General features: G+C 71.5%; 26 protein-coding genes. 14 read left to right on the top strand and 12 right to left on the bottom strand.

The window, feature by feature from the left end; translation table 11 throughout:
* The first annotated feature begins 187 nt into the window (after nt 1-187).
* Together GT354_RS00235 and GT354_RS00230 are read left to right on the top strand one after the other, a co-directional pair.
* A complete protein-coding gene (locus GT354_RS00235) occupies nt 188-601 on the top strand; it encodes a PPOX class F420-dependent oxidoreductase (RefSeq protein WP_161354085.1) in 414 nt (137 codons plus the stop codon).
* A gap of 95 nt (nt 602-696) precedes the next feature.
* Nucleotides 697-1,065: a VOC family protein gene (locus GT354_RS00230; RefSeq protein ID WP_161354084.1), complete on the top strand. Its 369-nt coding sequence runs from the start codon at nt 697-699 to the stop codon at nt 1,063-1,065.
* On the opposite strand, the gene GT354_RS00225 is transcribed toward GT354_RS00230, so the two are convergent.
* From GT354_RS00225 to GT354_RS00200, 6 genes are all read right to left on the bottom strand, one after another.
* The gene (locus tag GT354_RS00225) at nt 1,052-2,197 is read right to left on the bottom strand and encodes an FAD-dependent monooxygenase (protein WP_161354083.1); all 1,146 of its coding nucleotides are present in this window, start codon (nt 2,195-2,197) and stop codon (nt 1,052-1,054) included. The genes GT354_RS00230 and GT354_RS00225 overlap by 14 nt on opposite strands.
* Before the next feature lie 225 nt (nt 2,198-2,422).
* Nucleotides 2,423-3,109 carry a response regulator transcription factor gene (locus GT354_RS00220; RefSeq protein ID WP_161354082.1) on the bottom strand — a complete coding sequence of 229 codons (687 nt, stop codon included), beginning with the start codon at nt 3,107-3,109 and terminating at the stop codon, nt 2,423-2,425.
* Nucleotides 3,106-4,212 (bottom strand): histidine kinase, encoded by a 1,107-nt coding sequence (locus tag GT354_RS00215; RefSeq protein ID WP_161354091.1) that lies wholly within the window; start codon nt 4,210-4,212, stop codon nt 3,106-3,108. Before GT354_RS00215 ends, GT354_RS00220 begins: the two co-directional genes overlap by 4 nt.
* Nucleotides 4,213-4,320: 108 nt before the next feature.
* Nucleotides 4,321-4,863: a hypothetical protein gene (locus GT354_RS00210; protein ID WP_161354081.1), complete on the bottom strand. Its 543-nt coding sequence runs from the start codon at nt 4,861-4,863 to the stop codon at nt 4,321-4,323.
* A 609-nt stretch (nt 4,864-5,472) separates the two neighbouring features.
* Nucleotides 5,473-6,168 carry an EboA domain-containing protein gene (locus tag GT354_RS00205; protein ID WP_161354080.1) on the bottom strand — a complete coding sequence of 232 codons (696 nt, stop codon included), beginning with the start codon at nt 6,166-6,168 and terminating at the stop codon, nt 5,473-5,475.
* A 141-nt stretch (nt 6,169-6,309) separates the two neighbouring features.
* The gene (locus tag GT354_RS00200; RefSeq protein ID WP_161354079.1) at nt 6,310-7,209 is read right to left on the bottom strand and encodes a sugar phosphate isomerase/epimerase family protein; all 900 of its coding nucleotides are present in this window, start codon (nt 7,207-7,209) and stop codon (nt 6,310-6,312) included.
* A gap of 337 nt (nt 7,210-7,546) precedes the next feature.
* Between GT354_RS00200 and GT354_RS00195 the strand changes: the two genes are divergently transcribed.
* Nucleotides 7,547-7,981: an SRPBCC domain-containing protein gene (locus GT354_RS00195; RefSeq protein WP_161354078.1), complete on the top strand. Its 435-nt coding sequence runs from the start codon at nt 7,547-7,549 to the stop codon at nt 7,979-7,981.
* Nucleotides 7,982-8,325: 344 nt separating this feature from the next.
* Here GT354_RS00195 and GT354_RS00190 read toward each other — a convergent pair whose 3' ends face one another.
* Nucleotides 8,326-8,634, bottom strand: a complete 309-nt coding sequence (locus GT354_RS00190) for a VOC family protein (protein WP_161354077.1) — start codon at nt 8,632-8,634, stop codon at nt 8,326-8,328.
* 99 nt (nt 8,635-8,733) lie between these two features.
* Nucleotides 8,734-9,669, bottom strand: a complete 936-nt coding sequence (locus GT354_RS00185) for a zeta toxin family protein (RefSeq protein WP_161354076.1) — start codon at nt 9,667-9,669, stop codon at nt 8,734-8,736.
* 499 nt (nt 9,670-10,168) lie between these two features.
* Here GT354_RS00185 and GT354_RS52400 point away from each other — a divergent pair, with 499 nt between their 5' ends.
* From GT354_RS52400 to GT354_RS00165, 5 genes are all read left to right on the top strand, one after another.
* On the top strand, nt 10,169-10,321 hold the full coding sequence (locus tag GT354_RS52400) for a hypothetical protein (RefSeq protein ID WP_202511377.1): 153 nt from the start codon (nt 10,169-10,171) through the stop codon (nt 10,319-10,321).
* 182 nt (nt 10,322-10,503) lie between these two features.
* The gene (locus GT354_RS00180; RefSeq protein ID WP_161354075.1) at nt 10,504-11,055 is read left to right on the top strand and encodes a hypothetical protein; all 552 of its coding nucleotides are present in this window, start codon (nt 10,504-10,506) and stop codon (nt 11,053-11,055) included.
* A 31-nt stretch (nt 11,056-11,086) separates the two neighbouring features.
* A complete protein-coding gene (locus GT354_RS00175; RefSeq protein WP_161354074.1) occupies nt 11,087-12,505 on the top strand; it encodes a histidine kinase in 1,419 nt (472 codons plus the stop codon).
* Complete coding sequence (locus GT354_RS00170; RefSeq protein ID WP_161354073.1) at nt 12,502-13,179, top strand: response regulator transcription factor; 678 nt, start codon at nt 12,502-12,504, stop codon at nt 13,177-13,179. Before GT354_RS00175 ends, GT354_RS00170 begins: the two co-directional genes overlap by 4 nt.
* A gap of 163 nt (nt 13,180-13,342) precedes the next feature.
* Nucleotides 13,343-14,161 carry a lipase family protein gene (locus GT354_RS00165; protein ID WP_161354072.1) on the top strand — a complete coding sequence of 273 codons (819 nt, stop codon included), beginning with the start codon at nt 13,343-13,345 and terminating at the stop codon, nt 14,159-14,161.
* A 69-nt stretch (nt 14,162-14,230) separates the two neighbouring features.
* Here the strand turns inward: GT354_RS00165 and GT354_RS00160 are convergent, their stop codons facing one another.
* Nucleotides 14,231-14,476 carry a hypothetical protein gene (locus GT354_RS00160; protein ID WP_161354071.1) on the bottom strand — a complete coding sequence of 82 codons (246 nt, stop codon included), beginning with the start codon at nt 14,474-14,476 and terminating at the stop codon, nt 14,231-14,233.
* A gap of 268 nt (nt 14,477-14,744) precedes the next feature.
* Here GT354_RS00160 and thpR point away from each other — a divergent pair, with 268 nt between their 5' ends.
* Both thpR and GT354_RS00150 read left to right on the top strand, forming a co-directional pair.
* Nucleotides 14,745-15,311, top strand: coding sequence for an RNA 2',3'-cyclic phosphodiesterase (gene thpR, locus GT354_RS00155; protein WP_161354070.1), 567 nt, complete (start codon nt 14,745-14,747; stop codon nt 15,309-15,311).
* Between the two features lie 167 nt (nt 15,312-15,478).
* Nucleotides 15,479-16,267 (top strand): GNAT family N-acetyltransferase, encoded by a 789-nt coding sequence (locus GT354_RS00150; RefSeq protein ID WP_346011751.1) that lies wholly within the window; start codon nt 15,479-15,481, stop codon nt 16,265-16,267.
* A 47-nt stretch (nt 16,268-16,314) separates the two neighbouring features.
* On the opposite strand, the gene GT354_RS00145 is transcribed toward GT354_RS00150, so the two are convergent.
* Both GT354_RS00145 and GT354_RS00140 read right to left on the bottom strand, forming a co-directional pair.
* Nucleotides 16,315-17,232 carry an NAD(P)-dependent oxidoreductase gene (locus GT354_RS00145; protein ID WP_161354069.1) on the bottom strand — a complete coding sequence of 306 codons (918 nt, stop codon included), beginning with the start codon at nt 17,230-17,232 and terminating at the stop codon, nt 16,315-16,317.
* A gap of 129 nt (nt 17,233-17,361) precedes the next feature.
* Nucleotides 17,362-18,336: a hypothetical protein gene (locus tag GT354_RS00140; protein WP_161354068.1), complete on the bottom strand. Its 975-nt coding sequence runs from the start codon at nt 18,334-18,336 to the stop codon at nt 17,362-17,364.
* A 35-nt stretch (nt 18,337-18,371) separates the two neighbouring features.
* Between GT354_RS00140 and GT354_RS00135 the strand changes: the two genes are divergently transcribed.
* The 3 genes from GT354_RS00135 to GT354_RS00125 all read left to right on the top strand — a co-directional run bounded on the left by GT354_RS00135 (nt 18,372) and on the right by GT354_RS00125 (nt 19,588).
* On the top strand, nt 18,372-18,860 hold the full coding sequence (locus tag GT354_RS00135) for a hypothetical protein (protein WP_161354067.1): 489 nt from the start codon (nt 18,372-18,374) through the stop codon (nt 18,858-18,860).
* Between the two features lie 135 nt (nt 18,861-18,995).
* A complete protein-coding gene (locus GT354_RS00130; RefSeq protein WP_161354066.1) occupies nt 18,996-19,343 on the top strand; it encodes a DUF6247 family protein in 348 nt (115 codons plus the stop codon).
* Nucleotides 19,340-19,588: a hypothetical protein gene (locus tag GT354_RS00125; RefSeq protein ID WP_161354065.1), complete on the top strand. Its 249-nt coding sequence runs from the start codon at nt 19,340-19,342 to the stop codon at nt 19,586-19,588. The genes GT354_RS00130 and GT354_RS00125 overlap by 4 nt, the downstream gene beginning before the upstream one ends.
* Before the next feature lie 101 nt (nt 19,589-19,689).
* On the opposite strand, the gene GT354_RS00120 is transcribed toward GT354_RS00125, so the two are convergent.
* Nucleotides 19,690-21,162: an MDR family MFS transporter gene (locus GT354_RS00120; protein WP_161354064.1), complete on the bottom strand. Its 1,473-nt coding sequence runs from the start codon at nt 21,160-21,162 to the stop codon at nt 19,690-19,692.
* Between the two features lie 103 nt (nt 21,163-21,265).
* Here GT354_RS00120 and GT354_RS00115 point away from each other — a divergent pair, with 103 nt between their 5' ends.
* A complete protein-coding gene (locus GT354_RS00115) occupies nt 21,266-21,835 on the top strand; it encodes a TetR/AcrR family transcriptional regulator (RefSeq protein ID WP_161354063.1) in 570 nt (189 codons plus the stop codon).
* The last annotated feature ends 282 nt before the right edge of the window (nt 21,836-22,117 follow it).

Raw genomic sequence — 22,117 nt, 5'->3', positions numbered from 1 at the left:
CGGGCGTCGAGCCACGCGGAGCTTGGTCCACCCACGCGTCGAGGGCGAGACTCCTCGACGTCACATGCCGCGGGACCTTGACGTCAAGTGCGCTTGAAGTTCTACGGTCGGCCCCGGATCCGGAAGGAGCTCGGCGGACCGACCCGCCGCTCCCGATTCCGGCGGCCACGGACGGAGCGCACTCACGATGACCTACACCGACACAGAACGCGCCTACCTCGCCACTCGGAGTCTGGGCCGGCTCGCCACCGTCAACCCCGCCGGCGTCCCGCAGGTACGACCGGTGGGTTTCGTGCTCAACACGGACGGCACCGTGGACATCGGCGGCCCCGCTCTCAGCGCGAGCCTGAAGTGGCGCAACGCCGAGACCAATCCGCACGTCGCGTTCGTGGTGGACGACATGACGCCCGACGAGCCGGGCGCGTATCGGCCCGGCTGGGGACGCGGCGTCGAGATCCGCGGTCGCGCGGAGCTGCTCACGGATCACGAACCCCCGTTCGCCCCCGAGTTCTTCAGCAACGAGGTGCTGCGCATCCACCCGGAACGGGTGATCGGCTGGAACCTGGAGGGCCACGGAAACATCGCACGCGACGTGCGCTGACCTCGGGCGGCCGGGGTACCGCCGGGCGGGGCACACGGACGCGTGTTCCGGCCCGTCGTCGGCCCGATGTCGGTCCCCGTCCCTAGTCTGGCCCGATGACGATCCGCCGTGTCGTACCCAGTGTCTCGGCCACCGAACTGGCCCCCAACCGCGAGTTCTATCAGGACTTCCTCGGCTTCGAGCCGGCCATGGACGAGCCGGGTTTCCTGATGTTCCGGTCGCCGATCAACCCCACCGCGCAGCTCATCGTGGTGACGCCGGACTGCGACTGGGACGCGCAGTCCGGCACCACGGCGATGTCCATCGAGGTCGAGGACGTGGACGCGGCCTACGCCCAAGCGCAGGCCCGGGGCTACGAGATCGTCCACCCGATCACCGACGAGGCGTGGGGCGTGCGGCGTTTCTTCGTGCGCGACCCGAACGGCCTCGTGTTGAACATCAACATGCACGTCACCTCGGGCTGAGCGCCGCCGGGAGCGGGTGACCGCCGAAGCCCTCGTCCGCACGCTGCGCGGCCCACCACGCGACCATGTCGGCCTCGCCCATCGTGCTCCAGTCCGGGGTGTGCTCGACCATCGCGTGGCCCATCTCGCGGGCCACGCCCACGAGAGCCGCCCCGGCGGGTTGCCGGTGGGCCTGGTAGCGCGCGAGCACGCCGTCCCACGAACCGTCGCGGCCCGCCTCTCGGCATGCTGCCTCGAACACCGCCGCGTCCTGGAGCGCCTTGACCGCCCCGCTGCCCACGTGCGGGCGCACGAGCGTGGCCGCGTCCCCCGCGAGCAGGGTCCGGCCCTTCGTGTACGCCTCCACGGCAAGGTCGTTGATCGGCTGGATCAACGTGTCCCGCTCGGGTGTCCCGACCACCAGGTCGGCCCAGAACGGCGGGAAGTGCTCGCGGGCGAGCGCGAGCAGGGTCGGTCGCGGGTCGCCCGTTTCCGGCACCGCCGTGTACAGCCCCCACGACAGCCGGTCGCCGTCCTTGCCGGGTATCCCGTACAGGATGGCCTGCCCGTTCGGTATACAGATCGACACCGCGTCCTCGACCGGGCCGTCCCCCCACGGGCAACTCCCGCGCCACATCACGTATCCCGCGTACTGCGGCGCCGCGTTCGGAAACAGCGCCTCGCGGATGGCCGAGCGGTAGCCGTCCGCGCCGATCACGAGGTCGTGCCGCGCCCGGGTGCCGTCGGACAGCGTCAACTCGCCGTCGGCGACGTTCGTGACGCTGATGCCCCCGCGATACTCCACCTCGGCCGGGATCCGGCGGCGCAGGCCCTGCCACAACTGGCCCCAGTTGTAGACCCGGAACGGGAACGGCTGATCCCACAGCAGCCTGCCGCGTGCCGAACTCCCGTCGTGGACGAGCCACTTGCGGGCGACCATGCCGCGCCAGGGCATCGCGTCGTCGACGTAGTCGACGGCCTCCAGCTCGGCGTAGCGATCCACGTGCATCGCGATCCCGACGCCGCGGTCCGCGAGTTCGCCGGTCGTACGCTCGTACACAGTGACCTTGTCGGCCCCACCGCGCACGGCGGCCAGCGCGAACGCGCACCCTGTGATGCTTCCGCCGACAACGGCGACACTGCCTCCGGGCACAACCGTCTCCCCAGGTCCGTAAGGGACTTCGCACGGGTGTCCGTACGAGCCTTCGTCCGGGAGGACCCTACGGGATGACCACGGCGGCCCGGTCACGGACACGTGTCAACAAGTTGGTCCGCCGCTCACGCGTCGTCGACGGACGTCCTGCTTCGACCGTGCGGTGGGGCATTGCGCCGTCGGTCGGCCTGCGACGATCGGGCCACCGAGGGGCGGAGGTTCGGTTCAGGCCAGGCCCGCCGCTATGGCTCGACGCACCGCGTCGGCGCGGTCGCGGATGCCGGCCTTGGCGAACAGGTTGTTGATGTGGGTCTTGACGGTGGCCTCGCTGATGAAGAGTTGCTGGGCGATGGCCCGGTTCGGCAGGCCCTGGCCGATGAGCGTGAGGACCTCGCGCTCGCGGGGTGTGATGTCGCCGGGGAGGGTCTGTGTCGGGGCCGGGGATTTGCTGCGGACGGTGGCCAGCAGCCGGTCCTGGACCTCGCGGTCGAGCACGGACTGTCCCGCGGCGGCTGCCCGGATCGCGCGGACGATGTCCTGGCGGCCCGCGTTCTTGGTCAGATAGCCGCGGGCGCCCGCGCTCAGCGCGGCCAGGATCGAGTCGTCGTCGGCGAATGTGGTGAGCACGACGACGGCCACGTCGGGGTGGTCCTCGGTCAGCCTGCGGGTCGCCTCGATGCCGTCCGTTCGGGGCATCCGCAGGTCCATCAGCACCACGTCCACCGGGCCCGCGGCGACGGCGGCGAGTACCTCGTCCCCGTCCGCGGCAGCCGCGACGATGTCGATGTCATCGGAAAGCGCGAGCACGGCCGCGAGCGGCTCCCGCACGGCGGCCTGGTCGTCGGCCACGATCACCCGCAGCCGCCGGGGCGCGTCGGCCGACCGTGAATCGTGGTGTGTGGTGTCGCTCATCCCGGGATCACCGCTTCCACTTTCCAGCCGCCTCGGTCCGGTCCTTCGGCGACCGGACCGACGATGAGGGTTCCGCCCACCAGGGCGACACGTTCGCGCATTCCGATCAGTCCCATGCCGCTGCCGACGCCCTCGACCCGCTCGCGGGTGGCGGGGCCGTTGCGGACGCTCAGTGTCGTCGACGCGGCGGCGAACGTCACCTCCACCCGCACGTGGCCTCCGGGGGCGTGCCGAGTCGCGTTGGTCAGCGATTCCTGCGTGATCCGCAGCAGCTGCTGGGTCGTTCGGGGCGGCAGTTCGCGCACGATCCCACCGACGGTGAGCGCGTCGCGGTGGCCCGACGACTCGATCATGGCGGTCATGCTCTCCACCAACGGCAGCGCGTCCTCACGCAGCGCGTGAACGGTCCATTGGGCCTGCTTCAGGCTCTCCTTGACCAGGCTGTGTGCCTTGCCGTTTGCCTCGCGGACCTTGCTCAGGTCGCCCGTGTCGATGAGGGCGTCGGCCAGTTCCAGTTGCATGTTGATCCCGGCCAGCGAATGCGCGAGGACGTCGTGCACGTCCCGGGCGATCCGGCTGCGCTCGGCCAGTACGGCCGTGCGGGCCTCGGCGCGGGCGGCGCGCTCCGCGGACTCGGCGGCCTCGATCACCGCCTCCACCGCCCGTTGCCGGCTGCGGCTGAGGATGCCCGCCACCACCGGCAGGGCGGTGGACAGGCCCAGGCCCCAAGGCAGCATTCGGTGCCCCGGGCCGGGGTGGAAGTACAGCACGCCGCCGCAGAGCAGACCGCACAGGACCGCGAGCGGGACGGCCTGCTTGAGCGGCAGTCGGTAGCCGATGTGGCCGACCAGGAAGTATGCGAACAGGTATCCGGTACCACTGCGGCCGACCCCGATCAGGGCGGCTGCCGCGACGACACCCAGCGACATCCACGCGAGGGCCACCCGCGGGGGGACCCTGTCCTCGGGCACGTTCCGGCCCAGCGTGAACAGGGAGTTGAGCACGACGAGGACGACGACGGCCAGGCCCCGGCCGCTGAAGCCCATCGGCCGGATCGTCGCGATCCCCGCGGCGATGACGGCCAGACTGACGGCCCACTGCACCCGGGGGTCGTGACGAGCCGTCGCCCGCGGGCCGGGCTCCTGCTGCGGAGCCGGCCCGGGGACGGAAGCGGTCTCTGGTGCGGGCACGGCGCGACCATACCCCACCGGTCAGGCCACCCGGTCGAGGGACGGCACGGGGCGCGCCGCCGCCTTCACCGGCTGCTCACGGGCCACCAGGCGGCTGCGGACGAAGATCGTGGCCACCCGCGTGACGACCTCGGTGAGCGCCATCAGCACGAACGCCGCGACCCACGCCTGAGAGGAGGTGATGTCGTGGGCGAGGCTGAACCGGGCGACGTCGTCGGCACCGCCGTGGTCGACCCACACCTGGAACCCCATCCGGGCACCCATGCCCAGCACCCACAGCACTGCGGAGATCGCACCGGCCTTGATCAGCAGGTGCCCGCCCGCGGAGCGGATCCGGGTGAAGACGCCGCCCGCCACGCCGAGCGCCGCCCCGATCGCCACCAGCGTGCCGATCAGCACGAGGTCGTTGCCCCCGGTGGGAATCGAGTCGAGGTAGTGGGACGCCACGAAGGCCACGATCCCCAGCGGGATGAGGAAGGTCTTGTGGTCGAGTCGCCCTTCGCGCAACTGCCGGAAGACGACGAGGACGAGGAGGATGTCGGTGATCCAGTCGGTGTTTGTCATGGCTCAAGGCTGCCGCCGCGGCTCGTTGCACACCTGGACCCACGGGTGGAAGAACGGGTGGACTCGGGCGACCACTCCGGCTCCACCGGGGCTCTCCACCGGCTCTCTGCACCGGTCGGCCGTGCCGGTCGGCGCGTCGCGCAACCGCTTCTCCCGTGCGCCGGACGAACCTCGCCGGCTCCGGGTCGGCGGACCTCGTCGTAGTGCACGTCGCGGTTGTCGTCGAAGTCCGGCGGCGGGTCGTCTTGGGGGTCACACCACCGGTTCGCCCCCACCACCGGTTCGCTGCCGGCACCCGGATCTCCCGGCGCCGCAACGCGTCGTACGGCGCGACCGGCGGGCACGACTCGTACGGCGCCCGCTTCGTACGGCACCCGCTCGACCCGACCGACCGTGGTCGCCCATCACCGCCTCGCGTCACTGCCGCCAACGCCTTCGATGTCGACTCCGCGGCCACCGGACAGGTCACCCCCCGTGCGCACCGACTCACCCGGGTCCGCGACCGCAGCCTCCGCCGACCGCGGCGGGATGCCCACCTTGCCCCGGACTCGTCGAACTCGGTGATCTCGTCGGTGAGTTCGTCCTCGACACGTTGCGTTCAGCGCAGGGTCACGGTGTGACGGTCGTGGCCGGGACCGCCGTAGCGGCGACAGTGGCGGTGGCGGTGGCGGTGGCGGTGGCGGTGGCGGCGAAACGGGCAGCCGCCGCCGTGGTGTCGGCCGGTACGGGCCGCCCCGACTCCCGTTGCTCGGCGACGAACTCGACCAACATTCGCCCGAGTTCGGGATCACCACGTTCGTCGAGGCCGGCCACCGTGGGCGCAAGCGGCAGCCCCAGGGCCGCGCACTTGAGCACCCCCTGCCGCCAGTGGTCGTCGTCGAGCGTACGCGCGCATGGTCCCATCGCGGCGGCGACCAGCCGGGGATCGTCGGTGCGCAGCGCCTCCTCCACCAGCGCCGTGGCCAGGCTCGGGCCGTCCTGCGGGATCGGCAGGTACGGCAAGGCCCGCAGGACGGCCCGGCGTTCGTGCGCGTCACCGCGCCAGTACAGCGTGCGCAGGTGTGCGGACAGGTCGGACTCGGGAGTACGCCCGGCCAGTTCGGCCAAGGCCAACACGCGCGCCGCGTCCTCGCACGTCCAGCCGGGCAAGCCGAGCAGCGGCGCGCGCCCGCACGTGCGCCCGGCGGTGGCGAAGGCGGTGAAGTCGGCGAGAGTGGGCCAGTCGTGACTACCGGGCTTGGCCACCGCCGCGAAGGCGGTGCGCAGGTCGGCGATCGGCGGGTGTTGGACGGGCGTAGCGGGCATGGGCGACGACTGCCTTTCCGATGACGAACAACGAGCGGGCACGAGCGGGCAACCGACGGGCAACGAGCGGCGAGCACGTAACGATCGGCTGACCCGCCCCGGGCGACAGGAGGAGACACGCGGCAGGCGGTGTTCGTCGGTTCAGCGGCGCGCGGGTGTACGGCCCGCCGCGGCGCGTAGGGCGCGAAGCGAAGAGCGCGCGGTTTCGGGCGAGACGGGCCCCGGGGGTGGCTCGACACCGATCAGGCCCGCGTATCCGATGTCGTGCAGGGCGCTCAGGACGGACGGGTGATCGTCGATCACGCCGGGCGTTCGCACCGGGTGTCGCCGCCCGGGCGGCCCGGGCTCCGCAATCCGCACGTCGACCAGATGCGGCGCGAGACAACGAATGCGATCCGCAGCACACTCCACCCCGGCCTCGGCCCCGAATCCCGCTTCGAATCCGGGCCCGAACCCGACCCCGGGTGCGGAAGCCCCGCCGGCGTCCAGGCCGAGGGTCAGGCCCAGGTGTTCGGGGCCGCCGAGCCGACGATGCAGTTCCAGGTAGCCCTCGACCGTGTCGACGAACGCGCCGGGTTCGGGCTCCAAGCCGAGCGTGATGCCATGGACGGCGGCCTCGTCGAGCACGGCCGCGCTGCCGATCAGCAGCCGGTCCCAGGACACGTCCGGGTCGGCCCGCTTCTCGCTCGCCCCGCTCCGGAACGACACCACGGGCGAGCCGATCTCGGCGGCGAACCGCACCGTACGGCACAGCATGTCCACGCGACGTTCGGCGCCGTCTGCGCCGACCAGGGTGGGCGCGGGCGCACGCCGTGAATCGAGCGGCCCGTACGTATCGGTCCCGACCACGACAGCCAGTCCGACTTCATCCAGGCAGGCGATGATCGCGGCGACGTGCGTGACCGGATCGTCGGTGTAGGCGGCGATGTGGTCGTGGTCCAGTGCCAATGCCACGCCGTCGTAGCCGAGGTCGACGAGCACGGCCAGGACCTCGGTCAGGCGGTGGTCGGCGAAGCCGTTGATGCCGTATGCGAATCTCACCCGGGTACCACCTTGGCGATGAAGGGCGGCGTCGGTCTCCCGGCCGCGTGTTGCCGTCATGACGGTGTGTCAGCACCAAGCGATTTCCCCATCCCCGAAGATCACCAATCGACCGGATGCATCCTGAACCAACGGATGATCCCGGCAAATGCCGTTAAATTCGGCAATTCCTCATCGGGAGCGCGCCCTGCGCACCGCCTGCCGTCGTCCGCCCCCGCCCGACCGCCGCCCGAAGCGGCGTACGGGGCGCGCAAGCGGCGCAGACTTGACCGTCAGCACACCGTTCACGGACCGTTCACGGACTGACTCGCAAGCGCTCGAGACCTACGGTTGGTTCATGGTTCGTGAACCGCTCGTCGAGGTCAGTGTCGTGATCACCGCTCCCCTTGAGGTGGTCTGGCATGCCCTCGTGGATCCCGGTGCGCGGGCCGAGTGGTGGCGCTATCTCGAACTGGACGCGCGCGTGGACGGCCGACTCAGCGAGCTCTGGAGCGGCGCCTACGGCGAGGCACGGTTGACCACCGGACGGGTGGAGGCAATCGACCCGGGACGGCTGTTGCGGTTCACGTGGGCCGACGACGACTGGGCCACGTCGACGACGGTGACCATCGAACTCGACCGGGCCCGCCCCGGCACCCGAGTCCGCATCCGCGAAACCGGCTGGCGCCACCTCCCGGACGCCCAGTCCCTGGCCACCGCCCACCAAGACGGCTGGGGCGCCCACGCCGAAGCCCTACGCCGCCACACCGAAGCCACCGGCGGCCCCCGCTGACCCCCCACCCGACCACGGCCGCGCCATCACCCCGCCCGGCCACCCACCGCCAAGCCCGCAAGGCGGGACCACGCCACACCCACCGCAGAAAACCCGCAACCCACCACCAAAACGCAACGGCCGGAACGGGCGGGACAACCCCGGCACCCACCAGGCACCGCAACACCACCCCCAACCTCGAACCCGCACGCCCCCACCCCGGCCCCGGCCCTACACAACCGCCCCCGCTCGGCCACCCACCGTCAAGCCCGCAAGGCCGGACCACGCCAACCGCGTAGAGCCGCAGCCCACCACCAAAAACGCACAGGGCGGGCGCGAACACACCCGCCGCCCACCGGGCCCGCTCAGCCCCCCGCCGCCACCTCGACCGTGACGTCCACGGCCCGCCCGTCCGGGTCGGTCAGTACGTGCCGCCCAACCGCGAGCGGCGAGCCCACCACCGTCAACCCGAGCCGCAGGTAGCCCGTGACCCGCCGGCCGCTCCGTGCCGGATACAACTCCAGCACCACGCCCCCACCGAGCACGGCCGCGTAATGCTCGGCGCCCGAACCATGTCGCTCCGGCACGAACTCAAGCCCGATCGACGTGTAGAACTCACGGCACGCCTCAAGCTCATCCGTATAGATCACCACCAGATTCACCCCTGTCACCACCTCACCTCACCTAAGACTCCGCCCGGCCCACCCGACCCCCGCAACCCCCGCCCGACCAACCGGCCGACCGGCCGACCGCCACCTCGCCCCCACCACGCTTCACATCCGCCCCCGCTCGACGATGGTCGCCAGCAACGGCCGCAATTCGACCGGCAGCGGCCGCGCGTCACGCCGATCCGTGTCCGCGAGATGCGCGACCAACTCGTCGAAGTCGTCCCGCTCGGCCGGCGACCAGGGCCGCCCGCGTTCGAGCTCGATCACATCGCGCGTCGAACGCCCCTGTCCCACCCGCTCGTTGCTGTACACGACCCCTCGGCCACGCCGCGCAACGTGGCAGGCGTCCACCACGGACGACGCGTCCACCGCGTCGGCGGTCTCCAGGATCCCGCCGGTGAACCGATCGTGCGTCTCGGGTGCGACCCAACGCCCGAACCCGTGCCGCTCGGGCTGCCGATCCCGATGCCAGCGCTCCAACAAGGACAACAAGCTTTGCGCGGGCGGAACCGCAAGCAACACCACCTCGACTCGGTAGCCCGCCGCGTGGAAGTCGCGAAACCGGTCGAGCGACCACGGTGCCCGGCCCAGCGGCGCACTGATCACCACGTCCACGCGGCCGGCCCGGAGCTGCTCGACGGTCATCGTCCACCACGCCGACGTGTGCTCGCCGACCAACGAAGCCGCCGTCCGATCGTCGGCCCGTACCGCGTCCCGGTAGCCGGGATGGTCGTCGAGCAGGTCGTCCCCGTCCAACGGCACCACGTCGGTCAAGCCCAGGTCGCGCAGAACGACCTGCTGGCTGGTGGTCTTCCCGGCCGCCGTCTGGCCACCGATGAACACGACCGTCGGCCACTCCCGCGCCGGCCCGTCCAGCCGAGGCCGGATATCGCGCCGGAACACCTCCCCGACCTGCTCCTCCCCCAGCGCCAAGTCCCCCACGGCGACCGCGTCGGTCCCCTCCGCCCAGGCTCGATGCCCGACCCCGAGCACCTCGGACACGGCATCCCGGTCCAACACCCCGAGCCCGCGCCGAGCCATCCCCAACACCCGCTTGGCGGCAACCGCCCCAGCGCCCCGATCAGGCCCAGGGCCGCGATCGGCCTCCGACCTCGCCCCCGCCCCAAGCTCCGCGCTGTACCGCGCGATTCCCGCCCCCAACGCATTGCGCGCCACGGTGAACTCACGCGCCTGCACCCCGTCGTACATCAATTGACCCACCATCCGTACGCTCGTCCACCGACTCCCCGCCCATTCACCCCCGACGCAACCAGACCCATCCCCCCGCTCGCAGCCGAACGCGGGAAGGAGGACTCGCGCACCACCCCACCGCAACGCCCGCCCCGGACGCCCTGTCACGCCCCTGCCCCGACCCCGACCACGGCCCTGACCCGACGGTCGGCCACGGCCGTCGAAGTGCGGCCGGGTAGGGTTGTGCCGCCGCTCGGACGACGAACGGCGGAGCGGATCGTCCCGGTTCTCGCAGCGCCGGCCCTCCCGACGCCGTCGCCGCACGATCGCACCATCTACGGGAGTCATCGTGTTGAATGCCCTCGGCGCCCTCGCCGAACTCACCCCCTTCGTCGTCGTCGCGGTCGGATTCGCCTATGTGATCCGCGGCATCCTGCGCGCCGACCGTCGCGAGCGCGAGCACTACGCCAAGAAGGACACCGAAGCCCGCCAGTCCTCCTGACCATCCACGCGCCGACGCCCGGGCACGGACGCGGACGCGGAGGGGCACGACGAGTAGACCCCCTACCGGGGTACTACCTCCAGGTTTGGCGCCGCAGTGTGATGTGACGGCGCCCCTCCGGCTCCTACCTTCGGAGACACGGCGACAGCGCCGTACCGTCTCCCTCGGCAAGGACCCGGCTGATGAGCACCACCGCGCCCCATCCCATACACACCCGCACGCACGACCGCGACCGCGACCGCCGCCCACGCACGGCCCGGTCCTTCCGCCGCCACGTACCCACCTCGCTCACCGAGGTGTGGCAACGCTCGGCCTACGCCACGCTCGCGCTGCCGCTCGCTCTCGCGAGCATCGTGCTGACGCTCTGCGGCCGATCGTCGCGTGCGCATCGACTCCAGTGCGCTGCGGCGTACCGCTTCCTCGGCGTGTCCCCTCTCGGGGCCGAACAGCGCCCGACACCCGCCGGCCGGGTCCTCCTGCACAGCGCGACAAGCGTTGCTCCGGGCGTACCGGCCCTGATTCTGGTCGGCTACGCGTACGGCAACACGATCCGCAACCTCACCTACCCGATCTGGTACGGCGACACCGACTATCAACAGGCGTGGGGCGGCCCGACCATGGCCGGCGTATGGAGCGTGCACGCGATCGGCGGACTCGCGTTCTTCGCGGTATGCCTGTGCCTGGTCAAGATGCTCACCAACGTCCAAGCCGCCCTCGCGCGCCGGACCCTGTGACCCCGGCCGCTTCCGAAACCGGACCCGGATCATGCGCACCACCCCGAACCCCGACGGCAACGGCAACGGCAACGGCACCGACCGCACCCACCCCACCGGCCGCCCCGACCCGCTCTCGGAACTTCCCGGCATACCATCACCAACCGTGAAGACCCAACCCTCGACCGTCGTCGCCCGGTACGCCACGAACTGGGCGCACGTCCTGGGCAAGACCCTGTCACCCAACGCGGTGGCTCCCCTGCCCCGCACCCGAATCACCACCTGGACGCTCGGCCTGCTCGCGCTCCTGGTGTTCGTGGCGGGCACGTTCGACCTGCTCCAGCACTACCGGGTCGCGGCCCCCGACGCGTTCGCGCTGAGCGTGCTGCGCGCAGCCCCCGTACTGCTGTGCCTGTACCGCCCGTTGCCGGCCTGGTGGCTCGCGCTCGGTGCCGCGGCCACGACCGCGCTGTCGACCCACCCCGTCTCGCCGGCCGAGCCGTGGCCGTGGGCGATCACCTCGGTTCTGTCCGTCGTGACGGTCTTCGTGGTGGTCGCCCTGCGTGCGCCGCGCCGCCTGCTCGTCGCGCTCGGGGCGGTACTGCTCGCGACCGGCGTGGCCCTGATCCTGATCCGCGGTACCAACGACCCGAGCGCCCTGGTACCGATGTTGTTCGTCGCGACGTTGGCGCCGATCACCGCGTCGGCCCTGCGTGATCGCGGTGAGGTACGCGAACGCCTGGTCGTGGTCGAGGAGATCAGCCAGGCGGAACACGCCCGCCGCACCCTCCTGGAGGAACGCGCCCGAATCGCGAGGGAGTTGCACGATGTGGTGGCGCACCACATGTCGGTGATCACCGTGCAGGCCGACAGTGCGCCGTACCGCATCCCCGACCTGCCGGCCGCCGCCGTCGACGAGTTCGCCACGATCGCCACCGAGGCCCGCCGCTCGCTGACCGAGATGCGCCGGCTCCTGAACGTGCTGCGCAACGACGTCGCCGCCGACCCCGAGCACAGTCCGCAGCCCGGTCTTGCCGAACTACCGGTCCTGATCGAGACCGCACATCGGGCCGGCCTGGACGCCCACCTGTCGTTCGCGGACACGGTGCCCTCGCCGGACCGGATTCCGGTGGGCGTTCAGTTGTCCGCGTACCGCCTGGTCCAGGAGTCACTGAGCAACGTCGTCCGGCACGCGCCGGGGGCGCGCGTACGGGTGGCGCTGACCGGCGACGCCGACGCGCTGCGCGTCGAGGTGGTCAACTCGGCGCCGCCGGCCGGGCCGACGACCACACACGTCGAGGGCCGCGGCGCCGGGCAGGGCCTGGTCGGCATGCGCGAGCGGGTCGCGATGCTCGCCGGCACGCTCGACACCGGGCCGCTGCCCGACGGCGGCTTCCGCGTCGATGCCATGCTTCCGCTACCGTCCGCCGACCCCTCGGCCGACCGACCCGCCACCTCTGGAGCGTCATGACCGTGACCGTGCTGATCGCCGACGACCAGGCCATGATCCGGGCCGGATTCGCCGCGTTGCTCGCGGCCCAGCCCGACATCGACGTGGTCGGCGAGGCCGCCGACGGGCGCGAGGCGGTACTGCTGACCAAGGCCACCCACCCGGACGTGGTCCTGATGGACGTCCGCATGCCGCTCCTCGACGGTCTGGGCGCGACCCGCGAACTGCTCGGCGGTGAGCACGACTTCGATCCGATGCCGCGCGTGCTGATGCTGACCACGTTCGACATCGACGACTACGTGTACGAGGCGCTGCGCGCGGGCGCGAGCGGATTCCTGCTCAAGGACGCCTCGCCCGCCGACCTGATCGCGGCGGTGCGCATCGTGGCCGCGGGCGACGCGCTGCTCGCGCCTTCGATCACCCGCCGACTGATCGAGGACTTCGCCCGCAACCGACCGATCACGCGCCCGACGACCACCAGGCTGGGCACCCTCACCCCGCGCGAGACCGAAGTACTCGGCCTGATCGCGCAGGGCCGCTCCAACGGCGAGATCGCCGCCCATCTGGTGCTGGCCGAACAGACCGTCAAGACCCACGTGAGCCGCATCCTGGACAAGCTCGACCTGCGCGACCGCGCCCAGGCCGTGGTGTTCGCGTACGAAAGCGGCCTGGTCAAGCCGGGCACGGCCGACTGACACCACGGCACCCAGGCAGCCAGGCAGCCAGGCACCCGACCACCCCCTCCGGTAAGACTTTTGCTTCCTAACGGGTGACCCCTCCGGCGATCCCCGTCCGCGCGGCCCCCGTTCACCCGTAGGACAGTGCTCGACCAACGAGTTCGTCTGCCGGAGGATCCCGATGCCCGTCCCCGCCATGGATCACCACGCCACCGGGTACGACCTTGCCCACGCGTACTGGCTCGCCCGTGCCGCCTCGCTCAGTTGTCAGGGCGAGGACGAGATCCGCGCGACGGCGCGGGAGTGGGGCTTCGACCGGGTCCGGCACTACGAGAGCCGGCATCGGATGCCGTTCCTGATCGAGGACACCCAGGGATACACGATGGCCGGCAAGCACATGATCGTCACGGCCTTCCGCGGCACCGAGCCGCCGCAGATCCGCGACTGGCTGACCGACGTGGACACGCCGCCGTGGCCGGGCCCGGGCGGGCACGGCTTGATCCACTTCGGCTTCGGACAGGCGTTGGACTCGGTCTTCCCGGTGGTCAGGGACACCATCGAGGAGTTTCGCGACAACGGCCAGAGCGTGTGGTTCACGGGCCACAGCCTGGGCGGCGCGCTCGCCATGCTGGCCGGCAGTCGGATGTACTTCGAGGATCCGCGCCTGCTCGCCGACGGCATCTACACCTACGGGCAGCCGCGCACGTGCGACCGACTGCACGCCGCCGCCCACAACAAGGCGTTCCTCGCCCGCACCCACCGCTTCGTCAACAACAACGACATCGTGCCCCAACTCCCGCCGGAGCCGGTGTACCACCACGTGGACAAGATGCACTACATCGACGTCGCCGGTCGCATCCACGACGCCGTCCCCCCGCTCGGCACCCTCCTCGACCGCGGCCGGGGTCTCACCGCCGACCCGTTCGCCCCCGGCAGCGACGGCATCCGCGACCACCACATCGTGAACTACCTCGACGCGATCGAGAAGGGCCTGCGCTGACACCCGGCACCAGAACCCCACGCCCGACGGCCACACCCGACCCCCGGCACCCGCCCGGTCGTCGCCTCCTCAGCGCTCGCAACGCTCACCGGGCTCGCCCGAGACACGCCCCGCGGCATCGGCGCCCGCACGGTCGAGCGGGCCGGGCCACTCGGTGTCCTCGTCCTCGGGCCACTCGGTCGATTCCAGGGCTTCGGGGCGCAGCAGGTCCTTGGGGGCGGTGCTGAGGTCGCGTCGGGCAAGCGAACGTACGACGAGCAGTACGGTCAGGCCGAGCAGGCACGCGGACACGGCGAGTGTGACAAGCCCGTCCATGGCGCTCCTCCCTACCTGTATGGGTATGGGGCAGTTGCACTCCATGGTCCCGTGTGCGGGCGGGGTTGGGAACCCGATATCGATGAACTCGCGGCGACCATCCGGGTCCGCGCCGGATCGCCGCACGGTCGGCGGGCGTCCGGAGGATCAGGGTCGGCCGTGATCCGGCGCCGGCGTTCGGTTCCGGTGTCGAAGTACTCGCTCGGTTCCGAGGCGCTGTCACGAGCGGGGGCGGTCCGGTCTCCGGATGCCGGATAGGTTCGGGAACGTGACCACACGAAGCATGCGCAGACTGTTCGTGGCGATCGACCCGTCCGAGGCCGCGACCGCCGAATTACGCGCGGCGGTCGAACCGGTACGGGCCGACGCTCCCGAGGCGACCTGGAGTGAACCGCGCCACTGGCATGTCACGCTCGCGTTCCTCGGCGACGTATCGGCCGCGGCGATTCCCAGCCTCGCGGACGCCTTGGCGACCGTGGCACGGGCGCGTCCGCCGCTGCGGCTCACCCTGTCCGGGGTGGGCGATTTCGACGACCGGGTGTTGTGGGTCGGCGTGCGGGACGAGCCGCCGGTGGCGGTGGAGTCGGGCCCGTTGTGGGCGCTGGCCGCCGCGACGCGGCTGGCGAGCGGGTGCGCGGACGCACGCTTTCGGGCGCACCTGACACTGGCGCGCGGAACCGGCATGGCCGCCGTGGGGGCGGGACTCGCGAACTTCGCGGGCACACCGTGGATCGCGGATCGGCTGCGGCTGGTGGAGAGCAGCGCCGGGAGAGGCGAGCCGGCGCGCTATCACGACCTCGCGACGTGGCCGTTCGGGGCAGCGCCCGGGTCCTGAACGCGGTGCCGCTCGTGCCTTGAGCGCGGGTGCCGGCCACACGCGGACCGGCCGGCACCCGCCGCGAGCCCGTCCACGAGCGCGTGCTGTCATCGGTCGGTCGGTCGGTCGGTCGGTCGGTTCGAAACGACGCGCGGTCCGTCCCGAAGCGCGCCCACAATGATCACGTGTACCGACTCGTCGAACGCATGGACCGCAATCTCGCCGAACACGCGAGCCACCTGCACCGCCTCACTCCCGGGATGACCATCGCCGAGGACGAGCCGGGCCTGATCGTCGCCGACAGCGGCCTCGGGCACGACACCTACAACATCGTCGCCGGCACGCGCCTCCCGGCCGACGAGGTCGGACCGTGCGTCGAGCGCACGATCCGCCGAGTCGCCGCGACCGGGCGGCCGTTCTCGTGGTGGGTCACCCAGGGATCGCGGCCGGCCGACCTGTCGGAGCGGCTCGTCGCGCACGGACTGCGAGTCGCCGACGTCGAGACCGCGATGTGGGCTCGGTGGGAGCGCGCGGCGACACCGCCCGGGTCGGTGCCCGCCGAGCTGCGGATCGAACTCGTGCGTACGCGGGCGCGGTTGCTCGACTTCGCCGCCGTGTTGAGCAGGCTGTGGACGCCCTCGGCGGCGGACGTCGTACGGTTCACCGAACTGACCGCCGAGGCCGCTCTCGGCTCCCCCGCGCGCTACCTGGTCGGCTACGTCGAGGGTCGGCCGGTGGCCACCGCCGAGGTGTTCCTGTCCGCCGAGGTCGCCGGCGTGTACAACGTCTCCACCCTCGCGGCGCACCGCAAGCGCGGCTACGGCACCGCCCTGACCCGAGCCGCGCTCGACACGGCGGCCGACGCAGGGCATCCGGTCGCGGTGTTGCAGGCGTCCGCGGCGGGCGAGCCCGTGTACCGCAAGCTGGGCTTCGCGGCACTGGGGCCCGTCATCGAGCACGCGTTCCCGGACTGAGCCCACCCGGGCGACTCCGACGAGCCGACCGGTCCCGCGAACCGGGTCTACTTGAGCAACTCCGGGTGCAGCGCCTCGACCATCCGGCGCATGCCGTCCTTCCAGGACACGGTGGTGCGTCCGACGATCTCGTGCATCCGGGTCAGGTCGAGCGTGACCGAGTCGATCGTGGCGTCGGTCGCGTTGAACTCCGCCTTCGCGCCCGTGAGTTCGGCGAGGTAGGCGCACCACTCCTCGATGCTCACCGCGTCGCTGCCGCCCCAGTTGACGGTGGTGACCTCGGGCGTGGCCGCCGCGAACAGCGCGGGCAGCGTGCCGGCGATGTCGTCCACGTGGATCGGGTGGTAGACGCTCGGCGCGTTGGTGTGCACGTCGATCGGGGCGCCGCCGAGCATCATCTCCAGGTGGATGCCGGGCCACCCGCCGTTGTCGCCGTACGGTACCGACAGGCGGGCGATCGTGGTGGGCAGGTCGAACCGGCGCGCGCCCCAACGAGCCGCGCCCTCGGCCGCGATCTTGCAGATGCTGTACGTCTCCAGGAACGACCACACGCCGTGGTTGTCGCCGAGCGCGGCGCTCTCCTTGAGCTCCTTGTGCCCGGCCGGCTGGTACACGGCCGTGGACGAGCAGTGCAGGAAGGCGCGCGCGTCGCGGTGATGTTCCATCAGGGACAGAACGCCGCCGGCGTTCGCGTCGAGGTCGAGGTTCCAGTCGCCGTTCTTGGCGACCGCGAAGTTGACCACGTAGTCGGCATCGGCGGGCAGCGCCGCGACGTCTCCCGACGCCAGGTCGATCCTGACGCACGTGACCCCGGCCGCCTCCAGGCGCGCGCGGGCCTCGTCGTCGTGGAAACGGGCCGCCCCGTACACGTCGTTGTCCCGCGCCAGGATCTTGGCCACCGGCTCCGCGACCTGCCCGGTCACTCCGGTGACGACTATCTTCGCGCCCGTGAGCGTCGATGCCATGGGAACAACCTCCGTGCGGGGGTACTGGTGTGCGATACGGCTGAAGCGGGGATGCGGCGGCACGCTAGTGCAGGACGAGCCAAAGCAGAAGAGGCACGTGGTGCCGGTCGGCCGGCCGCCAACCGGCCGTCAGATCCCGGGCCAACCGGCCGCGGACGACTCGACCCGTCGCCGCCACTCGGGCTCGCCGCCGGCGAGCATCCAGGCCCGCGTCGGCCCGTAGCCGATGTTCAGCCCGTGCAGGTCGCTCGCGAGCTGTCGCCCGGCCGCCGGGATCAGCCGATCGGCCGCGTCCGGCGCACCCTCGGCGGCGGCCATCCGTCGCTCGAAGGCCCCCAGCGGGCCGGCCTCCCACGGTGTGTGATCCGTACGGCGCGACAGCACCAGAAGCGGTGGCACCCGGCCCTCCGCGATCGCCGCGGCGAGCCGATCGTGCCCGTCCAGGACCACGTGTGTGGTGAGCATCCCCACCCACCACACCAGGACCGGCGGCAGGGTGTCGTCACGCACCTGCTTGCGATACGCCTTGACCCGACCGTCGTCCGCGGGCGCCGGCGCGCGCAGCGGCATGATCTCCCAATAGTCGGTGGTGTGCGAGCGGTAGTCGACGCGGCCCGCGGGATGCGCGGGCAACTCCGGCGCGGCGAACCGCGGAAAGACCAGCCGGGTCCGGTCGAGACGGCGCGCCAACGACCAGTCGCCGCCGTACAACGGCCCGTGCCCGGTCAGCGCGTCGGCCATCCGGTGCGCCCAACGGGCGTACCAGCCGGGGTCTTTCACGCTGCCCACGAGGCGCGTCTCGGCGGCCCGCAGCGGCGGGACGGGCGAGCGGTAGAGCCCGGTGCAGTGGTAGTCGACGCCCGAGCGGTCCGCCTCGACCCGGGCGAACAGCACCGCCGGCGCGTCGCGCATCCCGGGCGCCTCGCGCTCCTCCGTGCCCGCTTCCCCCACCGCACCCGCCGTGCGCCGGCGCGACTCGTCCACCATGACGAACCTGCCCCCACGCGCCGCCAGGATCCGCAACGTGGGCCGCGCCGACTCGGGTACCGCGAGCCGCAACGCCTCCCACGTGCCGTCGGGGTGGGTGAAATTCGTCCGATCCATGCCGCGAATCCTAGGTCGCCGGCACCATGTTCGAAATGAAGGCATCGTTGTCGTTCACGTGGGCCCTGTCGGGTTCCGGCTGGGCCGACTGCACGATCGTCGACACCGCCGCCGAGGCGCAGATGATCGTTTCCTACATCACGAACGCCCCCGAGGAATTGATCACCGCCGTGACGCGCGTCGCGCTCGGCGAACCCGGCGACCGCAAGGTCATGTTCGAGGCCGAGCCCAACGGCTACCTGTGGATCCTGAGCCCCGACGGCGGCGAGGTCGACATCCGGATCGTCGAGTACGCCGACACGTCACTGCGCAATCGCCCGGGCGCCGTGCTGTGGGAGTCGCGTCAACCGATCGAGGCCCTCGCCCGGTGCGTGCTGCGCGGCTTCGACCGGGTGTACGCCGACCTCGGCGACGACGGCTGGTTCGCGAACTGGAAACGGCCGTTCCCACAGGCCGAGTCGGCGGCCCTGCGCGTCGCGTGGCGCAAGGCCGCCGACTGTGCGTCGGCGGCGTCGCCGGGTTAGCCGAGGACCCGGTCGGCGTTCGTACGGCGTCGGTTGGTGCCCGAGTCGGGCTCGGTGGTGTCGGCGGCGCGGCAACCGCGACGAACGCGGCGTGCCGCGCCCGGGCACCCGACCGTCGGTGCGACGCTTGGGGGCATGACCGCACCCCGTGACCCTCGTGAACCCGATGTCACCATCCACACCGGTGGCGCGTTGTGGCCCACGCCCGGGCAGCTCCGGGCGGAACTGCCCGCCGAGGTCCGTCAGGAGTTCGAGGACGAATACGGTCGCGCCCTGGACCACGCGCGGGACGCGGGCGACCTGGCGCGCCTCGCCGACGTGTTGATCCCGTGGCAGCGCCGGTTGGTGCACCATCGCAACGGCGACTACGAGGCCGTCCTGGAACGGGCGCGGCGGATCCGCGAGGGGGACCTGTCGGCCGTCGTCCCGGCGCAGAGCGAACGCTGTTCACGGGCCGACTGGTTCTCTCGGGTCGAGCAGTGAGCTACGGCGTCGAATACCACGTCGAGGCGGAGGAGATCCGGCGCACGCTGCCCGCCGCCGCACGGCGGGCCTGGTCCGAGTTGGAACGTCGGCTGCGGGTGGAACCGTGGGAGGCGGGGGCGCGGATGAGCGGCGGCCTCAAGGACACCCTCGAAGCCGCGTTCGCCGCCCATGGGTTCGCCACCTACATCGTGCAGGACCAGCGGGTGATGGTGAGCGTGATCAACCTGGTGTGGATCGGCTGACCGGCGCACTCGATCGGGTGAGGCGACGGGCGACACACCCGGACTGCCCGGAACACCCCGACGACCCACATCACCCAGACCACTCAGACCACCCAGACCACTCAGACCCCCGAAGGCTCCTCGACAGGCGCGGCGTCCCGCGCCCGCGGTTGCGGGTCCGGGCGGCCCGGCAGGAGTAGGCAGAGCGGGACGGCGGCGGCGGTGAACGCGGTGGCCCACCAGAAGGCGTTACCGAATCCCGAGGCCAGGGCGGCGGGTGTGTGCGCGCCGGTGGAGGTGCGCTGCAGGATCATCACGAGGAGCGCGGTGCCCGCGGAGCCGCCGATCTGTTGGGCGACGCGGCTGATGCCGGAGCCCTGCGGGATCTCCTCGGGTTCGAGGCCGACGAAGGCCGCGCCCATGATCGTGACCATGGCGGCGCCCAATCCGATACCGCGCACGAACAGCGCGGCCATCAGTGCGGTGTTGCCGGTGGAGGCGGTGACGAAGCCGAACGGCACGGTGGCCGCGCAGGTGAGGACGAAGGCGACGATGGCGACCGGGCGCGGCCCGAAGCGGTCCATGTACCGGCCGGCGATGGCGCGTGAGACCAGGGTGCCCACGCCCTGCGGGATCAGGAGCAGCGCGGCGCCGAGGGCGTCCTCGCCGCGGACCTGCTGCCAGTACAACGGCAGCAGCATCATGGTGCCGTACAGGGCCGCGCCGGACAGGAAGACCAGCGCCGACGACGACGCGAGGGCGCGGTGGCGGAACAGCCGCACGTCGATCAGGGCGTCCGGTCCGCGCCGCAGCGCCCAGCCGACGTAGCCGAGCAGGAGAGCGAGCCCGGCGACGAGGGGCAGCCCCACGGTGAGGGCGGTCGGCCCCTGGGATCCGCCGATCCCGGTCAGGCCGTAGATGACGGCGACGACACCGGGCGACAGCAGCAGCATGCCGACGACGTCGAGGCGGGGGCGGGGGCCTGGCCGGTCCCGGGGCAGGTTGCGCGCGGCGAGGTAGGCGCCGACGACGCAGAACGGCACGTTGAACAGGAAGATCCAACGCCAGTCGCCCACGTGCAGGATGACGCCGCCGATCACCGGGCCGATGACCGGACCGAGGGCGGTGGGCACGGTGATCAGGGACATCACCCTGCCGATGCTGCGGCCCTTGGCCGCCTGCATGATCAGCGTGGTCATCAGCACCATCATGATGCCGCCGCCGAAGCCCTGGACCACTCGGAAGGCGATCAGGCTCGGGGCGTTCCACGCCGTGGCGCACAGCAGTGAACCGGCGAAGAACATCCCGAGCGCCGCGATCCACAGGCGTTTGCCGCCCAGGACCGCCTGGAGCCAACCGACCGCCGGCATCACGGTGGCGAGGGCCAACAGGTAGGCGGTGCTCACCCACTGGATGGTGGCCGGCCGGGCGTGCATCCGCCCGGCGAGGTCGTCGATGGCGACACTCATGATCGTGGTGTCGAAGATGACCGCGAGCGCCCCGATGATCAGGGTGAAGGTCAGGCGCCGCAGGGCCGGGTCGATGCGGTCGGGGTCTGCGGCAACGGATGGCGACCGAGCGCCGTCGGCGTCCATGAACACTCCTTAAGATAACGTCTCTATCTTACGGTCGCCAGGGTAGGGCGCTAGAATAAGATAGGCAAGTCTATCCAAGGAGATCCGAGGAGAGAGAGTACGGATGACCGAGCGGCGGCGCGGGGCGGCACTGGAGAAGGCTCTGCTCGATGCGGCCTGGGAAGAACTCACCATCCACGGCTACGCCAGGTTCACCATGGACGCCGTGGTCAAGCGGGCGGGCACGAGCCCACCCGTGCTGTACCGCCGCTGGTCCGACCGCGACGAACTCGTCCGGGCCGCCATCGGCCACACCCTGAAGGAATCCCGCCTGGACATTCCCGACACAGGGAGCCTGCGCGAGGATCTCCTCACCCTGATGCGGGAGATCAACGCCACTCGGGTCCAGCTCGCGACCGTGATGATCGCGCACCTGGCCGCCTACTACCAGGCGACCGGAACGCGCCCCAGCGACCTGATCGACCCCCTCGCGACCGGGCGCAGGAACGCTGTCGACACGCTCTTCGACCGAGCCGTCGAGCGCGGCGAGGTCGACGCGACGCGCCTCACCGAGCGCATCAAGTCCCTTCCCTTCGACCTGCTGCGCCACGAATTCCTGACGACTTTCGCCCCTGCGGCCGACCACATCCTCGAAGAGATCGTCGACACGATCTTCTTCCCCTTGGTGCGCTGACCCCGAAAGCGGTGCCGACCCCGAACGGGTGCCGGCCAGGAAGGGGGCGCCGACCGTGAACGGGTGCCGACCCGGAAGCGATGCCGGCCCCGAACAGGTGCCGACCCGGAACGGGCGCCGACCGCCAAGGGGAGCGCCGGCCCCGAAGGAGAGCGCCGACCTCGTCACGAGCTGTCCGGTACCTCCCGCCGGACGGTCGCGTGCGTGGTCGGCTCCTCCGGCGTCTCGGGAGGGTCCGCGTCGGTCGCGCGCAGGGCGGTTCGAGCCCGGTCGATCCGGCGA

It is taken from the genome of Streptomyces sp. SID3343, from assembly GCF_009865215.1.
In the GTDB taxonomy this organism is placed as follows: domain Bacteria; phylum Actinomycetota; class Actinomycetes; order Streptomycetales; family Streptomycetaceae; genus Embleya.
Note: the sequence above shows the minus strand (reverse complement) of the source record. Positions and strands in the feature narration are given on the sequence as shown.

What these genes read in the sequence shown, in the direction of transcription:
- GT354_RS00235 (WP_161354085.1), top strand. Translation starts at nt 188, where the DNA reads ATGACCTACACCGACACAGAACGCGCCTACCTCGCCACTCGGAGTCTG.
- GT354_RS00230 (WP_161354084.1), top strand. Translation starts at nt 697, where the DNA reads ATGACGATCCGCCGTGTCGTACCCAGTGTCTCGGCCACCGAACTGGCC.
- GT354_RS00220 (WP_161354082.1), bottom strand. Translation starts at nt 3,109, where the DNA reads ATGAGCGACACCACACACCACGATTCACGGTCGGCCGACGCGCCCCGG.
- GT354_RS00210 (WP_161354081.1), bottom strand. Translation starts at nt 4,863, where the DNA reads ATGACAAACACCGACTGGATCACCGACATCCTCCTCGTCCTCGTCGTC.
- GT354_RS00205 (WP_161354080.1), bottom strand. Translation starts at nt 6,168, where the DNA reads ATGCCCGCTACGCCCGTCCAACACCCGCCGATCGCCGACCTGCGCACC.
- GT354_RS00195 (WP_161354078.1), top strand. Translation starts at nt 7,547, where the DNA reads ATGGTTCGTGAACCGCTCGTCGAGGTCAGTGTCGTGATCACCGCTCCC.
- GT354_RS00185 (WP_161354076.1), bottom strand. Translation starts at nt 9,669, where the DNA reads ATGGCTCGGCGCGGGCTCGGGGTGTTGGACCGGGATGCCGTGTCCGAG.
- GT354_RS00180 (WP_161354075.1), top strand. Translation starts at nt 10,504, where the DNA reads ATGAGCACCACCGCGCCCCATCCCATACACACCCGCACGCACGACCGC.
- GT354_RS00175 (WP_161354074.1), top strand. Translation starts at nt 11,087, where the DNA reads ATGCGCACCACCCCGAACCCCGACGGCAACGGCAACGGCAACGGCACC.
- GT354_RS00170 (WP_161354073.1), top strand. Translation starts at nt 12,502, where the DNA reads ATGACCGTGACCGTGCTGATCGCCGACGACCAGGCCATGATCCGGGCC.
- GT354_RS00165 (WP_161354072.1), top strand. Translation starts at nt 13,343, where the DNA reads ATGCCCGTCCCCGCCATGGATCACCACGCCACCGGGTACGACCTTGCC.
- GT354_RS00160 (WP_161354071.1), bottom strand. Translation starts at nt 14,476, where the DNA reads ATGGACGGGCTTGTCACACTCGCCGTGTCCGCGTGCCTGCTCGGCCTG.
- GT354_RS00145 (WP_161354069.1), bottom strand. Translation starts at nt 17,232, where the DNA reads ATGGCATCGACGCTCACGGGCGCGAAGATAGTCGTCACCGGAGTGACC.
- GT354_RS00140 (WP_161354068.1), bottom strand. Translation starts at nt 18,336, where the DNA reads ATGGATCGGACGAATTTCACCCACCCCGACGGCACGTGGGAGGCGTTG.
- GT354_RS00135 (WP_161354067.1), top strand. Translation starts at nt 18,372, where the DNA reads ATGAAGGCATCGTTGTCGTTCACGTGGGCCCTGTCGGGTTCCGGCTGG.
- GT354_RS00130 (WP_161354066.1), top strand. Translation starts at nt 18,996, where the DNA reads ATGACCGCACCCCGTGACCCTCGTGAACCCGATGTCACCATCCACACC.
- GT354_RS00120 (WP_161354064.1), bottom strand. Translation starts at nt 21,162, where the DNA reads ATGGACGCCGACGGCGCTCGGTCGCCATCCGTTGCCGCAGACCCCGAC.
- GT354_RS00115 (WP_161354063.1), top strand. Translation starts at nt 21,266, where the DNA reads ATGACCGAGCGGCGGCGCGGGGCGGCACTGGAGAAGGCTCTGCTCGAT.